This window comes from Herbidospora yilanensis, assembly GCF_001570565.1.
GTDB lineage: Bacteria > Actinomycetota > Actinomycetes > Streptosporangiales > Streptosporangiaceae > Herbidospora > Herbidospora yilanensis.
This window is the reverse complement of record NZ_BBXE01000013.1, coordinates 163810-177551: the sequence shown is the minus strand read 5'-3', so window position 1 is coordinate 177551 and position 13742 is coordinate 163810. Positions and strand designations below refer to the sequence as shown.

Genomic DNA, 13742 nt, shown 5'->3' with positions numbered 1-13742 from the left:
CGGTCTGAAGACGATTCAACGATGACGCGAATTCCGCATGGATTGCGCGATTTGTGGTGGCCGGTACCGGTCAGTGACCGGAATCTGCCAAGGTTGTCCCATGTGGGAAGCCATCGGCCTGAGCTCCCTCGAAGAGCGCCTCTACCGGCTCCTCCTGCGTGATCCCAAGATCACGCCGGATGAGGCGGCGCGGCGCCTGGAGTCCTCCGCGGAGACCGTCGGGGCCGCGCTGGCGCGCCTGCAGGAGACCGGCCTCATGGAGTCCGACCCCCTTTCCGGGTTCCGCCCCGCCGACCCCCGCATGGCCATCGGGTCGGCGATCAGACGCCGCCGGGCCGAGCTCGACCGGCTCGCCGTCGAGGCCGAGGAACTGGCCACCGACTTCCAGGAGGGCCTGCTGCGGGCCGACCCCGGGCGGGTCATCGAGGTCGTCGAAGGGGCCGCCGCCGCCGGCCGCAAGGTCGCCGAACTGCTCGCCCAGGCGCAGGAGGAGATCCTCGCCATCGACACCCCGCCCTACGCCACCAGCGGCACGTCCATCGCCGCCGAGTCGGCCGCGCTGGCCAGGGGCGTGCGGGTGCGGGCGCTCTACTCCTCGCTGGTGCTCGACATCCCCAAGAAGCTCGACGAGATCCGCCAGGTGACCGCCGTGGGGGAGCAGGCCCGGATCCTGGCCGAGGTCCCCATCAAGCTCATCCTGGTCGACCGCTCCACCGCCCTGCTGCCGCTCACCGACCGGGAGGAAGGTGTCCGGTTCACCTCGGTCGTGGTCGGACGCAGCGCCCTCACCAACGCCCTCGTCGCCCTCTTCGAGACCCTGTGGCGCGAGGCCTCCCCGGTGTGGGGCAACGGCACGGGCGCGATCGACGGCGTCGACCAGCAGATCCTCGAACTCCTCGCCGTCGGCATGAAGGACGAGGCGATCCTGCGCCAGCTGGGCATGTCCGAACGCACCCTGCGCCGCCGCATCGCCACCCTGCTGAGCAGGCTGGGCGCGACCGGCCGCTTCCAGGCGGGGGTGCAGGCCGCGCGCAAGGGCTGGATCTGATCTCTCCGTTACGGCTCCGCCCGGCCGGCGCCGCCCGCCGCCCGTGGTGCGCGCCGCACCGGCGCCGACCGGCCGCGCCGGTGGCATGCCGCCGACGACGATCGCCCGGCCACCCGAGCGGGCCCTGTCGGGGCTCAGGTCGTACCCGACAGAAAGGCCCGGCGGGAAATCCGCCGGGCCCTTCTCATGTCCTGCAGCCGTTCGCCCCGAATCGATGCCGAGTGGTTACTCCTGCCACCACTCCGCGTCGTCGTCGGCCTTGGCGGCAACGGGCTCGGCCGGCTTCGGCACGGGCTTGTGCTCGACCGGCGGGGCCGCCGACAGGGCGGGCTTGACCGGGGCGGCCACGACGGGCGCGGGCTCCGGCTCCATGCCCGGCAGCGCGGCGCCGCCGAGGAGCTGGCGGAGCTGGGCGAGGTGGCTGGTGATGCTGTCGCGCTGCCGGGTCAGCTCGTCGACCTGGCGCTGCATCGCGGTGCGGGTGCGCTCGGCCTCGTTCTTCGCGTCGGTCGTGATCGACTCGGCGCTGGTCTTGGCCTCGGCGACGAGCTGGTCGGCGTTCTTGCGCGCGTTGGCGAGGAGCTGCTTGGCGTGGGTGTCGGCCTCGCGCCGGGTCTGCTCGGCCTGCTGGGTGGCCTTGGTGGCGCGCTGCTCGGCGGTGGCCGCCCGCTGCTCGGCCTCGGCGACCAGCTTCTGGGTGTTGGCCTGCGCGGTGGCGTGGCGCTCGGCCTCCTGGCGCTCGGCCTCCTCGCGGCGGCTGGCGAGCTGGATCTCGAACTCGGCTTCGTCCTGGGCGCGCTTGGCCTCGGACTCCTCGAGCACCCGCTGGGCCTGGGCGCGCATCTCGTCGGCCTGGCGCTTGGCGGTGGTGAGGATCTCGTCGCGCTCGCGCTTGGTGCTGGCGCGGAGCTGGGCGACCTCACGCTCGGTGGTGGTGCGCAGCTTGGCGATCTCGCGCTCGGCGTCGGCGCGCTTCTCGGCGACCTCGTGGTCGGCGGTGGCGCGCTGCTTGGCGACCTCACGCTCGGTCGTGTTGGTCAGCTCGTCGGCCTCACGCTTGGCCGTGCCCCGGATCTCCTCGGCGTCGCGCTCGGCGGCCGTGCGCATCTCGTCGGCCTCACGCGTCGCGAGCGCCCGCTTCTCGGCGGCCTCGTTCTCGGCGGCGGCCCGGGTGTCGGCGGCGTCGACCTTGGCGGCGGCCTTGATCTCGTTGGCCTCCGACCGTGCCGCCTGCACCAGTTCGGTGGCCTGCTCTTCAGCGAGACGAAGGAGCTGCTCGATGCGGGCGCCGAGGCCCGAGTAGGTCGGACGCTCCTGCTCCTGCAACTGACGCTGCGAGTCGGACAACTCGCGCTGGAGCGAGCCGACCTGCTCGCGCGCCTGCCGCAAATCGGTGTCGAGCTGCTTCAAGTGGTCGTGGACCTGGTGCCGGTCATAGCCACGAAGCACCACGTCGAATTCCCGGGAGGGGGCGTCTTCGAAGAAATTGTTGAGCTGGGCATCGATGTCGGACTGCATGAGGCTCGATCCTGGGTTGTCGAGACGGCTACACGGGCCGGACGGGGGGTTTGGGACATCCGAGGCGAGGAGCCCAATAGGGTGGGATCCACGTCCGGTGGAAGGCCAGCGTACTCCGAGCGTGCGCCGTTGGAGGCCTCCACGGACTTTCTGCGCGACTTGTTACGTATGAACCTTTCTTACGTTCCATTACTGCCTCGGAGCCTCGACCAGCTCTGTCAGCACTCCTCCCACATCCTTGGGGTGAAGAAACGCGATTGAGGCACCCATAGAGCCGTGACGTGGACGTTCGTCAATCAACCTGACACCTTTTGCGGCGATTTCCGCCATTGCCTTGCTGACGTCTTCCACTCCGTAACCGATGTGGTGCACACCCTCGCCGCGCTTGGCCAGGAACTTGCCGACGGCCGTCTCGGGGCTCAGGGGTTCCAGCAGTTGCACATAGCTCGTCCCGCCCTCGCCGTCGGCCACGTGGAGCATGGCCTCGCGGACCCCCTGCGACTCGTTGACCTCGCGACTCACGACGACGAGGCCGAAGGTCGACTCGTAGAACCCGATCTTCTCCTCAAGGTTGTGACACGCGATCCCCACATGGTCGATGCGCAGAAACATTGGCCCGCCCTCCTTGACTATCCGCTGAACGCTGCTGGGTATGGTGACACCGTCGCCCCCATATCGCGTAGGAGGCCCTCCAATGTCCGGTTCCGTCATCGTCGCCGGAGCTCGCACGCCGATCGGCCGCTTGCTCGGCGCCCTCTCCGGTCTGTCCGCCGTCGAACTCGGCGGCGTCGCCATCAAGGCCGCACTTCAGCGGGCCGGTGTCGCCCCTTCCGACGTACAGTACGTGATCATGGGGCAGGTCCTCCAGGCAGGCGCGGGGCAGCTTCCGTCGCGTCAGGCCGCGGTGAAGGCCGGCATCCCGATGAGCGTGCCGTCGCTCACGATCAACAAGGTCTGCCTGTCGGGCCTCGACGCGATCGCCCTGGCCGACCAGCTCATCCGGGCGGGGGAGTTTGACATCGTCGTCGCCGGCGGCATGGAATCGATGTCCAACGCGCCGCACCTCATGCCGGGCCTGCGCAAGGGCGTCAAGTACGGCACCGCCGAAGTGCTCGACTCGATGGCCTTCGACGGCCTCACCGACGCCTACGACCAGGTCGCGATGGGCGAGTCGACCGAGCGCCACAACGCCCGGCTCAAGATCTCCCGCGAGGACCAGGACGCCTTCGCCGCCCGGTCCCACCAGCTCGCCGCCGCGGCCGTCAAGAACGGCGTCTTCGACGACGAGATCGTCGCCGTCCCGCTGAAGAACGAGGAGTTCACCGCCGACGAGGGGGTGCGCCCCGACACCACGGCCGAGAAGCTGGCGAGGCTGCGGCCCGCCTTCACCAAGGACGGCACCATCACCGCCGGTTCGGCCTCGCAGATCTCCGACGGCGCCTGCGCGGTCGTCGTCATGTCGAAGGCCAAGGCCGAGGAACTGGGCCTGACCTGGCTGGCCGAGATCGGCGCCCACGGCAACGTCGCGGGCCCCGACAACTCGCTCCAGTCGCAGCCGGCCAACGCCATCGCGCAGGCCCTGGCCAAGCAGGACCTCACCGCCGCCGACCTCGACCTCGTCGAGATCAACGAGGCGTTCGCCCAGGTCGTGCTGCAGTCGGCCAAAGACCTCGGCATCTCCCTCGACAAGGTGAACGTGAACGGCGGCGGCATCGCGCTCGGCCACCCGATCGGCGCCTCGGGCGCCCGGATCGTGCTGGCCCTGGCCCACGAGCTGCGCCGCCGGGGCGGCGGCCTCGGGGCGGCGGGCCTGTGCGGCGGCGGCGGCCAGGGCGACGCCCTGATCATCCGCGTCCCCGCGTGAACGACCTCGTCGAGAAGGTGCGCGCCGGCAACGTCCGCGCCGTCGCGCGCCTGATCTCGCTGGTCGAGAGCGGCTCCGACGCCGAGTTGCGGGAGGCGGCGAAGCTGCTGAGGGCGCCGGGCCGGGCCCGCGTCGTCGGCCTGACCGGCTCGCCCGGTGTCGGCAAGTCGACCTCGACGGCCGCGCTGGTCAAGGCGCTGCGCGCACGCGGCGACCGGGTGGGCGTGCTGGCCGTCGACCCGTCGTCGCCCTTCACCGGCGGCGCGCTGCTCGGCGACCGGGTGCGCATGCAGGACCACGCGCTCGACGACGGCGTCTACATCAGGTCGATGGCGACGCGCGGCCACCTGGGCGGCCTGTCGTGGGCGGTGCCGCAGGCGCTGCGGGTGCTCGACGCGGCCGGGTTCGACGTCGTCCTCGTCGAGACCGTGGGGGTCGGGCAGGCGGAGGTCGACGTCCGGGCCCTCGCCGACACCACGATCGTGCTGCTGGCCCCCGGCATGGGCGACGGGGTGCAGGCCGCCAAGGCGGGCATCCTGGAGATCGCCGACGTGTTCGTGGTCAACAAGGCCGACCGCGACGGCGCCCAGTCGACGGTGCGCGACCTGCGCAACATGATCTCGCTCGGCGGCGGCGCCTGGCGGCCCCCGGTGGTGCCGACGGTGGCCGTCCGCGAAGAGGGAATCGGCGACCTTCTGAAAGCGCTCGACGACCACGCGCGTCATCTGAGTGAAACCGGAGAAGGAAGGGCCAGACGCCTCGCGCGGGCGCGCGACGAAATCACCGCGGCGGCACTGCGCGCATTGCGGGACAGATTCGGCGATCCGGCCAGTGACCTGCGGCTATATCGCCTCGCACAAGACGTGTTGGACGGCCTCGCCGACCCTTATACTGCGGCTGACGATTTGATTGCGGAGCTTTGACGGTCTTCGAAGTTTCCCAGTCGAAGTTAACCCTCGATTAACTTGGTGTCCCTACGTTGCCAGCCATGAAGTGGAAGCAAGTGGTCAATACGACCCTTGAGGGCGTGACCGGGTACACGATCCAGCGCCAGAAGTTGCCCACCCGGCCGGCTCCGCCGCCGAAGCCGATGGGGCCTCCGATGCCGCCGCGGCTTGAGGACGACGTCGCGCGGCCCCCCGCCGATCTGGAGTCAGACCGGTTGTTGCGCGCGCCGGTGTTCATCCTGTCGCCGCCCCGCTCGGGGTCGACCCTGCTGCGGTCGATGATGAACAGCCACTCCCAGTTGCACTCGCCCATCGAGACCCACTTCCGGCGCATCTCGACCAACCTGAACACCGACCCGGTCCGCCAGGCGGTCGTGGCGCTCGGCCACAACCAGAGTGACGTCGAGCATCTGCTGTGGGACCGGCTGCTGCACCGGGAGCTGGTCCGCTCGGGCAAGCCGACCCTGGTGGAGAAGACCCCCAGCAACGTGTTCGCGTGGAAGCGCCTGTCGATCTGCTGGCCCGACGCGCGGTTCGTCTTCCTGTTGCGCCACCCGCTCTCGATCGCCCGTTCGTGGCACGAGGCCGACCCGGTCAAGCGGCCGATGCACGAGGCGGTGCGCCACACCTTCCAGTACATGAAGTACCTGGAGGAGGCCCGCCACCGGCTGCCCGGTCATGAGATCACCTACGAGAACCTGACCGCCGACCCCGAGAACGAGCTGCGGGCGTTGTGCGCCACGCTGCGCATCCCGTTCGAAGAGGGCATGCTCGACTACGGCCGCCACAACAAGCCGACCGACTTCACCAAGGGCATCGGCGACTGGCGCGACAAGATCCAGTCGGGCCGGGTGCAGCCGGGCCGCGAGCTGCCGGCCCCGGAAGAGGTGCCCGAGATGCTCCGCGACGTCGCCCAGAAGTGGGGCTACCTCTAGCGGGCTGGCGAGGCCTCCGGGCCGGAGGCCTCGCCACCCCTTATGGCTGGGGACCGTATTTCACCGTGACGTCGGTGAAGCCGAGAGCCTTGAGCATGCCCTCGATGGCCGCCTTGGTGTTCTGGTCGGCGCGGTTGCGCAGGTCGCTGGCCGCCGCGGCCTCGGTGATCTTCTTCTCGGCCAGCAGGTAGAGCTCCTGCTGGTCGGGCGGGTTCGACGACAGGAAGTCCTGGGCGCGGTCGATGAGGCCGCGTTCCTGCGCGTAGACGTAGGAGCGGCTGTTGTCGAGGCTGGGCTTCTCCAGCGCGGCGTGCGGCAGGGTCACGGTCACCGACTTGCGGTCTTCCGAGACCGTAATCGCCTCACCGGTGAGGCCGCCGAACTCGACGTAGGCGTCGACCGTGCCGGCGCCGACGAAGAGGGTGCGGGTGCCCTTGACGGCGTCGGGCAGGAAGGCGGCGTCCTTCTCCAGGTCGACGATGACCTGGAAGCTGCCGGTTGCCGCCTGGTAGCGGCTCATGTTCTGGATCGACTGGAGCAGCGCGGGCTGGCTGCGGTCGATGCTCTGCTCCCCGAACGGGTCGAGCCACGTCCAGGCCAGCCGGCCGCCCACCACGAGGAGCAGCGCGACGAACAACAACCCGGCGAGCCAGCGCCAGGCGCGGCGGGGGCCGCGCCTCACGGGGGCCGGGTGAGCGAGCGGTGCGCGAGTCTGTCCGGTCACGGTGGGACATCTTCCCGCAAAGCCCGCCGTTTCACCTCGCCTGCGGGCCAGACATCACCGTCGGGCTCGGCACGGGATGGGTGTACGCCGACGCGCCGAAGTGGGCGGCCTGCAGGCGGCAGTTGGCGAAGTCGGCGTAGTACATGCGCAGCCACTCGCGGCGCTGCTGCTCGGTGAGCACCGCGAACCAGGCCGAGGCCGTCTGGTGTTCGGGGTAGTCGCCCGGCGGGAGCGGTTCGCCGCGCAGCCAGGCCAGCACGATCTCGCGGTAACCGGCCGACCGCTGCGCCGGGCACGGCCGGGACAGGCGTTCGACGAACTCGCGGGCCGCCCGGTCGGCGTAGCCGGTGTCGAGGTCGTCGACGTGGATCGGGACCACCCCGCCCTGGAGCGTCTCGCCGGTCTTGCGGGAGTGTTGCTCGACCCGGTTGAAGGCCGCCGGGGTGCCGCTCAGCCGCGCCGCGATGCCGGTGAAGGTGGTGCCCAGTTCGGGCAGGCCCTCTTTCATGCCGGGATGGACGCACACCGTGATCGGCCAGTCCTGGCACGAGTAGGCCACCTGACCCAGGTGGGGACGGTGGTCGGCGACCAGCCTGGCCACCCCGACCCCGGCCGTCAGCACCGCCGCCATCGCCGCCGCCAGCGCGACCGAACGGCGGGTCACCACGGCCGTCCAGCCCATGAGCAGGGCCAGGCTGACGCCCAGCAGCCAGAGTGTCTGGTCGACGAACGCGGTGGTGCTCAGGCCCTCGAACAGGTCGTAGGGCTCCCGGGTGCCCGGCGCGAGCCGGTCGGCCCAGGTGGTGCGGGCGGAGATCCAGGTGAAGACCGCATAGACGGTGAACCCGGCGAGCATCGGCGTGATCGGGTAGGGGATCAGCCAGCCGATGATCCAGCCGAGGACGACGTAGAGGACCAGGCCCGCCGCGCCCATGGCCAGGCCGCTGGGCAGCAGCCTCCCCGCCTGCTCGTCGGCGACGGCCCGCAGCGAGAGCACCATCACGGTCGCCCCGAACGAGCCGGTCACGACCGCGAGGATCGCCAGCGGGGCCTTCAGCACCCGCCACGAGTCGGGGCGGTTCTTCGACCGGCGTTTGCGCACCGCCACCCAGGCCGCGAACGCGCACGCCACCGGGCCGGTCAGCCGGACCGAGCCGATCACCGCGATCACGATGTTGTCCCAGGCCATCACCCCGGGGATGAGCACCGTCCAGGCCGCCACCAGACCGAGGGCGAGCAGCACGGTGACCGTCACGACCGCGCTCTGCTTCAGCTCCTCGCGTGACACGCCCTTGTGCTCACGCCCCATGTAGGACCCCCCGTCGAACCCCGATAACCATAACGGAGCGTAATGTTTGGGGGGGTGGTTCTTCTGGTCAAGGACTGAGTTTGGTCACGGTCCGTGAAGTCCCAAACCGGACTATCGCCGCGCTACGGTAGGCGCGTGCCCCTCAACCTGCCGTTCGACCCCATCGAGCGGGCCGCCGAGACCTGGCGAGAGCGGTTCGGTCCGTCGTCCGCCATGGCCGCGGTCACCTCGATCATGAGAGCCCACCAGATCCTGATCGCGCAACTGGACGCGCTGCTCAAGCCCTATGACTTGACCTTCGCCCGCTACGAGGCGCTGGTGCTGCTCACCTTCAGCCGGACCGGCGCGCTGCCGCTGTCGAAGATCGGCGAGCGGCTCATGGTCCACCCGACGAGCGTGACCAACACGGTCGACCGTCTTGAGAAGGCGGGCCTGGTCCGGCGCATGCGCAACCCCAACGACGGGCGGGGCGTGCTGGCCGAGATCACCGGCGCTGGGCGCGAGGCGGTGCGCGGGGCCACGGCCGACCTGATGGGGGCCGACTTCGGTCTCGGCATGTACGACGACACGGCGCTCAAGGAGATGTTCGACAACCTGCGCACCCTCCGGGTCTCGGCGGGCGACTTCACCGACGGCGAGGGGCCCGCCCCGCGGTAGCGGAACGGGCCCCTGCCTGACGGCCGGCGGACTTAGTGGCCCACGGCCTTGAGCGCGTTCACGATGCCGGAACCGTAGAAGCCGTTCCGGAGGGTGTTGCCCTCACAGGTGTGCGTCACGGTCACGGTGTTACCCGCCGGCAGGTGCCGGGTGTAGGTGTAGCTGCCGCCGGGCGGGCACGGGGTCTTGACCGCGCTCGCCTTGAGGCGGGCCTCCACCACGTCGGGGTCGAGGCCGAAGCCGCCGCCCCACTGCGGGCGGCCGTACTTGCTGACGATCAGGGCGGCGACGCCGGCGGCGCGCGGCGAGGCCATCGAGGTGCCCTGGAGGTACTGGTAGTAGGCGCAGGTCGAGCCCTTGCAGTCGCGCACCACGTAGTCGACCGTCGGGACGCCGTTCTCGTCGATCTCCTCGTTGGCGCGGGCCAGCGACTCGGGGTAGGCCGACAGGGTCGCCCTGGTGACGTCACGGGTGTTGCCCGGCGTGTCGTAGGTGTCGCCGCCGGGGGCCGCGACGTCGATGTACCCGTTGCCGAAGCTGGAGTAGTACGACTTGCGCTTGCTGATGCCCGTCGAGGCCACGGAGATGACGTGCTCGCCCTCGCCCGGCATGGAGACGCAGCTCGGCGGGATCGTCCGCTCGTAGGCCGCCTCGCCCGGCTCGCTGGCGAAGTCGGGGCTGCCCGAGTCGACGTTGGTCTTGGTGTAGTCGATCGCCTCGTTGCCGGCCGCGCCCACCAGGGTGACGCCCTTGCGGTGCGCGTAGTTCAGCGCCCGCTGGGTGGCCTTGATGATGGTCGCCTGCTCCGCCTGCGCGGCGGGGGAGTCGGCCGGGTTGTCGACGCAGTTGAAGAGCCACGGGTCGATGTAGTAGCTCATGTTGACGACGTCGACGCCGATGTCGCCGGCGTAGGTGAGGGCGTCGACCGAGGGCTGGAGGAAGAAGTAGCCCGAGTCCTGGCCGGCCCGGATGTTGACGATCGTGACGTTCGGGGCCACGCCCGCGATGCCCAGCTTGTTCAGCGGCGAGGCGATCGACGAGGCGACGTGGGTGCCGTGGCCGTCCTCGTCGACGTTCGCGGGGTCGTTGCACGACTGGTCGGGCTCGTCCTCACACGGACCGTCGACCGGGTCGCCGTTGGCGTCGACCGGGATGTCGACGGTGAAGTTGCGGCTCAGCCGGTTGCTGAAGTTGGGCGCGATGTCGGGGTGGGTGCCGTCGACGCCGGTGTCGAGGATGCCGACGAGGACCCGCTTGTCGCCGGTCTCGTACTTGTGCGCCTCGTTGGCCTTCATCTGGTCGAGGTCCCACTGGGCCTCGTCGAGGGGCTCGGCGGAGGGCTTCTTGCCCCACTTCTTGTTGATCTGGCCGCCGTGGTTGCGGCCTTCCTTCTCGACGGCGCGCGACTCGACGGCCTTCTTGAGCGCGGACTTGGCGCGCGCGTTGACCGCGGGGGCATGGCCGATCACCCGGTTGTGGGCGACCCCCTCGATCAGCGGGCTGGCCGTGACGGCGGCCGCGAAACCGGCGTTCGTGGTGCTGACCGTGGCGACGCCGACGGCGGTGTTGACCTTCACGATGGAGCCGCCGGCCGCCTGGACGGCCTTCTGGGCCTCGGCGGTGTCGGCGCCTTCCTTGTAAAGGACGACGTACTCACTAGCGGTCTCGGCCGCGACGGCGGGCACCTGGGCCTGCGCCGTCGTGGCGGGCGCCGTCAGCGCCGCCGCGGTTAACACCACAGCGGACGCGATGACGATGCTGCGCTTCACTGCCACCTCCCTGTAGGCAGATTGGGACGCAGCTCATATTTGGCGATGTCAGCGCGCAGTCATAGGTCTGTGGAATTTCGCTACCAATGTGTGACATTGAGGTGTTGATCTATCTAACTGTGGCGATAACTAATAGGACGTCCTAGTATCTGGGCGGGAGGTCACATGGACGAGATCAACTCCGGCCGGGCGCGGTGGCAGGCGAGATTCGACGCGGCGCCGAAACGCGACCGCGAATTCCGCACCCTGTCGGGGCTGCCCGTCGACCCGGTCTACGGGCCGACGGCCCCCGATCCCCGCTTCGGGCGCATCGGCTGGCCGGGCGAGTTCCCCTTCACCCGCGGCCTCCACCCGACCGGCTACCGGGGACGCCCCTGGACGATCCGCCAGTTCGCCGGCTTCGGCAACGCCCGGCAGACCAACGAGCGCTACAAGATGATCCTCGGCGCGGGCGGCGGCGGCCTGTCGGTCGCCTTCGACATGCCGACCCTGATGGGCCGCGACTCCGACGACGCCCGCTCGCTCGGCGAGGTCGGCCACTGCGGCGTGGCGATCGACAGCGCCCTCGACATGGACCTGCTGTTCGACGGCATCCCCCTGGGCGAGGTCACCACGTCGATGACCATCAGCGGCCCGGCGGTGCCGATCTTCTGCATGTACGTCGTCGCGGCCGAACGCCGGGGAGTGCCCGCCCGCGCCCTCAACGGCACCCTGCAGACCGACATCTTCAAGGAGTACATCGCGCAGAAGGAGTGGTTGTTCGCCCCCGAACCCCACCTGCGCCTCATCGGCGACCTGATGGAGTACTGCGCCGCCGAGATCCCCGCCTACAAGCCCCTCTCGGTCTCCGGCTACCACATCCGCGAGGCCGGGTCGACGGCCGCGCAGGAGCTGGCCTTCACCCTCGCCGACGGGTTCGGCTACGTCGAACTGGGCCTGTCGCGCGGGCTCGACGTCGACGTGTTCGCCCCCGGCCTGTCGTTCTTCTTCGACGCCCACATCGACTTCTTCGAGGAGATCGCCAAGTTCCGGGCCGCGCGCCGGATCTGGGCCCGCTGGATGCGCGACGTCTACGGCGCGAAGTCGGAGAAGGCCCAGTGGTTGCGCTTCCACACCCAGACGGCCGGGGTGTCGCTGACCGCGCAGCAGCCCGACAACAACATCGTCCGGACCGCCGTCGAGGCGCTGGCGGCCGTGCTCGGCGGCACCCAGTCGCTCCACACCAACGCGCTCGACGAGGTGCTCGCCCTGCCGTCGGCCAAGGCCGCCGAGATCGCCCTGCGCACCCAGCAGGTGATCATGGAGGAGACCGAGGTCGTCAACGTGGCCGACCCCCTCGGCGGCTCCTGGTACGTCGAGGCGCTCACCGACCGCCTGGAGGAGGAGGCCGAGGCGATCTTCGCGAAGATCCGCGCGATGGGCCCCGACGGCACGATGACCGGCGGGATCCTGCGGGGCATCGAAGACGGGTGGTTCATGTCGGAGATCGCCGAGGCGGCCTTCGACTACCAGCGGAAGCTGGAGAAGGGCGAGAAGAAGATCGTCGGGGTGAACTGCCACACCGCCACGACCGAGGAGCCGCTGGAGATCCTGCGGATCAGCCACGAGGTCGAGAAGGAGCAGAACCGGGTGCTCGCCGCCCGCCGGGCCGCCCGCGACCAGGCCGCCGTCGACGCCTCTCTGCGTGCGCTCGTCGAGGTCGCGCGGGGGACCGGGAACATGGTTCCGGCCATGCTCGAATGCGCCCGCCGCGAGGCCACTCTCGGCGAGATCTGCGACGTGCTCCGCGACGAGTGGGGCACCTACACCGAACCGCCCCGCTTCTGATCTCCCCGCCGTGACGGCGGGGACCTAGAGCGGCCCCTGGCGTCACGGACGGCGGGTGGCCGGGGCGGCGCGAGGGGCCGGGGCGGGCGGAGCCGTAACGGAGAACGGGTTTTCCGGGGTGCGGAGTGGGAGCCCTCGCCGATGCGGCAGGATTGGCCTTATGGCAGCGGACTTCTCTCGACCCGGATCGCTCTACGGCGCCATCGACCTCGGCGCCCGTAAGCAGGCCCTCGACGCGCAGGCGCGGCGGGAGGCCGCCGCGCAGAACCCGGCCGCCCCCGGCGCGGCGCCCGAGATCATCGACGCTACGGCCGCGACCTTCACGACCGAGGTCGTGGAACGGTCGATGGGGGTGCCGATCGTCGTCGAGGCGACGGTGCCGCGGGCCGCCCAGGTGCAGGAGTTCAGCAGCGCGATCGAGAAGCTCGCCGGCGAGGCCAAGGGCGCCTGGCTGCTGGCCAGGGTCGACGTCGAGGCCAACCCCGAGCTGGCCCAGGCACTGCGCATGCGCGCCATCCCCACCGTCTACCTGGCCTTCCAGGGGCAGCTCATGCCGCTGTTCGAGGGACCGCTGCCCGAGCCGCAGCTCCGCCAGGCCATCGCCCAGGTCTTCGAGCAGCTCGGCGTCGCGCTGCCGCCCCCCGGCGAAGACGACGAGGCCACCCCGCAGGAACCGGCCGTCGACCCCGACCTGCTCGCCGCCGACATGGCCATCGAAGACGGCGACCTCGACGCCGCCTCCCAGGCCTTCCAGCGGCTGCTCGCCCGCCAGCCCGGCAACGAAGAGGCCAAGATCGGCCTGGCCGGGGTCGGCCTGCTCAGCCGCACCCTCGACCTCGACCCCGCCGATGTGCTGAAGCGGGCCGCCGCCGCGCCCGCCGACGTGGCGCTGCAACTCCAGGCCGCCGACGTCGAACTGCTCGGCGGTCAGGTCGACGCCGCCTTCGACCGGCTCATCGCGGTGGTCCGCCGGACCGCCGGCGACGACCGCGACAAGGCCCGTGTCCACCTCCTGAGCCTGTTCGAGACCCTGCCCGCCGACGACCCCTCGGTGGCCAGGGCACGCCGCGGCCTCGCCTCCGCGCTCTTCTGAACCGGGCATATCACCTGCTGGATGGTGGCACGATTGGACGCACACCCAATG

12 protein-coding genes are annotated in these 13742 nt (G+C 70.4%); 7 read left to right on the top strand and 5 right to left on the bottom strand.

The features are described from left to right. Positions 1-100: 100 nt before the first annotated feature. Positions 101-1048, top strand: a complete 948-nt coding sequence (locus AW273_RS00920; RefSeq protein WP_062344216.1) for a LuxR C-terminal-related transcriptional regulator — start codon at positions 101-103, stop codon at positions 1046-1048. 225 nt (positions 1049-1273) lie between these two features. On the opposite strand, the gene AW273_RS00915 is transcribed toward AW273_RS00920, so the two are convergent. Continuing rightward, positions 1274-2566 (bottom strand): DivIVA domain-containing protein, encoded by a 1293-nt coding sequence (locus AW273_RS00915; RefSeq protein ID WP_030455553.1) that lies wholly within the window; start codon positions 2564-2566, stop codon positions 1274-1276. Positions 2567-2755: 189 nt separating this feature from the next. Continuing rightward, entirely contained in the window at positions 2756-3178 is a 423-nt protein-coding gene (gene mce / locus AW273_RS00910; RefSeq protein ID WP_062344215.1) for a methylmalonyl-CoA epimerase, read from the bottom strand. 82 nt (positions 3179-3260) lie between these two features. Here mce and AW273_RS00905 point away from each other — a divergent pair, with 82 nt between their 5' ends. The 3 genes from AW273_RS00905 (at position 3261) to AW273_RS00895 (ending at position 6312) form a co-directional block, all read left to right on the top strand. Continuing rightward, a complete protein-coding gene (locus tag AW273_RS00905) occupies positions 3261-4430 on the top strand; it encodes an acetyl-CoA C-acetyltransferase (RefSeq protein ID WP_062344213.1) in 1170 nt (389 codons plus the stop codon). Then, positions 4427-5353: a methylmalonyl Co-A mutase-associated GTPase MeaB gene (gene meaB, locus AW273_RS00900; protein WP_062344212.1), complete on the top strand. Its 927-nt coding sequence runs from the start codon at positions 4427-4429 to the stop codon at positions 5351-5353. Before AW273_RS00905 ends, meaB begins: the two co-directional genes overlap by 4 nt. A gap of 65 nt (positions 5354-5418) precedes the next feature. Then, positions 5419-6312, top strand: a complete 894-nt coding sequence (locus AW273_RS00895) for a sulfotransferase family protein (RefSeq protein ID WP_062344210.1) — start codon at positions 5419-5421, stop codon at positions 6310-6312. A gap of 40 nt (positions 6313-6352) precedes the next feature. Here AW273_RS00895 and AW273_RS00890 read toward each other — a convergent pair whose 3' ends face one another. Both AW273_RS00890 and AW273_RS00885 read right to left on the bottom strand, forming a co-directional pair. Continuing rightward, complete coding sequence (locus tag AW273_RS00890; RefSeq protein WP_062344208.1) at positions 6353-6994, bottom strand: DUF4230 domain-containing protein; 642 nt, start codon at positions 6992-6994, stop codon at positions 6353-6355. Between the two features lie 73 nt (positions 6995-7067). Continuing rightward, positions 7068-8345 carry a hypothetical protein gene (locus tag AW273_RS00885; RefSeq protein ID WP_062344206.1) on the bottom strand — a complete coding sequence of 426 codons (1278 nt, stop codon included), beginning with the start codon at positions 8343-8345 and terminating at the stop codon, positions 7068-7070. Between the two features lie 135 nt (positions 8346-8480). Between AW273_RS00885 and AW273_RS00880 the strand changes: the two genes are divergently transcribed. After that, positions 8481-9002: a MarR family transcriptional regulator gene (locus tag AW273_RS00880; RefSeq protein WP_062344204.1), complete on the top strand. Its 522-nt coding sequence runs from the start codon at positions 8481-8483 to the stop codon at positions 9000-9002. A gap of 32 nt (positions 9003-9034) precedes the next feature. Here AW273_RS00880 and AW273_RS00875 read toward each other — a convergent pair whose 3' ends face one another. Continuing rightward, the gene (locus AW273_RS00875) at positions 9035-10771 is read right to left on the bottom strand and encodes a S8 family serine peptidase (RefSeq protein WP_062344202.1); all 1737 of its coding nucleotides are present in this window, start codon (positions 10769-10771) and stop codon (positions 9035-9037) included. A 165-nt stretch (positions 10772-10936) separates the two neighbouring features. Between AW273_RS00875 and icmA the strand changes: the two genes are divergently transcribed. After that, complete coding sequence (icmA, locus tag AW273_RS00870; RefSeq protein ID WP_062344200.1) at positions 10937-12598, top strand: coenzyme B12-dependent isobutyryl-CoA mutase large subunit; 1662 nt, start codon at positions 10937-10939, stop codon at positions 12596-12598. 160 nt (positions 12599-12758) lie between these two features. Continuing rightward, entirely contained in the window at positions 12759-13691 is a 933-nt protein-coding gene (locus AW273_RS00865; RefSeq protein ID WP_062344198.1) for a tetratricopeptide repeat protein, read from the top strand. Positions 13692-13742 lie beyond the last annotated feature (51 nt).

Bases quoted from the DNA above. Each gene is read 5' to 3' on its own strand.
- AW273_RS00895 (WP_062344210.1), top strand. From the start codon at position 5,419: ATGAAGTGGAAGCAAGTGGTCAATACGACCCTTGAGGGCGTGACCGGG.
- AW273_RS00865 (WP_062344198.1), top strand. From the start codon at position 12,759: ATGGCAGCGGACTTCTCTCGACCCGGATCGCTCTACGGCGCCATCGAC.
- AW273_RS00915 (WP_030455553.1), bottom strand. From the start codon at position 2,566: ATGCAGTCCGACATCGATGCCCAGCTCAACAATTTCTTCGAAGACGCC.
- AW273_RS00885 (WP_062344206.1), bottom strand. From the start codon at position 8,345: ATGGGGCGTGAGCACAAGGGCGTGTCACGCGAGGAGCTGAAGCAGAGC.
- AW273_RS00905 (WP_062344213.1), top strand. From the start codon at position 3,261: ATGTCCGGTTCCGTCATCGTCGCCGGAGCTCGCACGCCGATCGGCCGC.
- icmA (WP_062344200.1), top strand. From the start codon at position 10,937: ATGGACGAGATCAACTCCGGCCGGGCGCGGTGGCAGGCGAGATTCGAC.
- mce (WP_062344215.1), bottom strand. From the start codon at position 3,178: ATGTTTCTGCGCATCGACCATGTGGGGATCGCGTGTCACAACCTTGAG.
- AW273_RS00920 (WP_062344216.1), top strand. From the start codon at position 101: ATGTGGGAAGCCATCGGCCTGAGCTCCCTCGAAGAGCGCCTCTACCGG.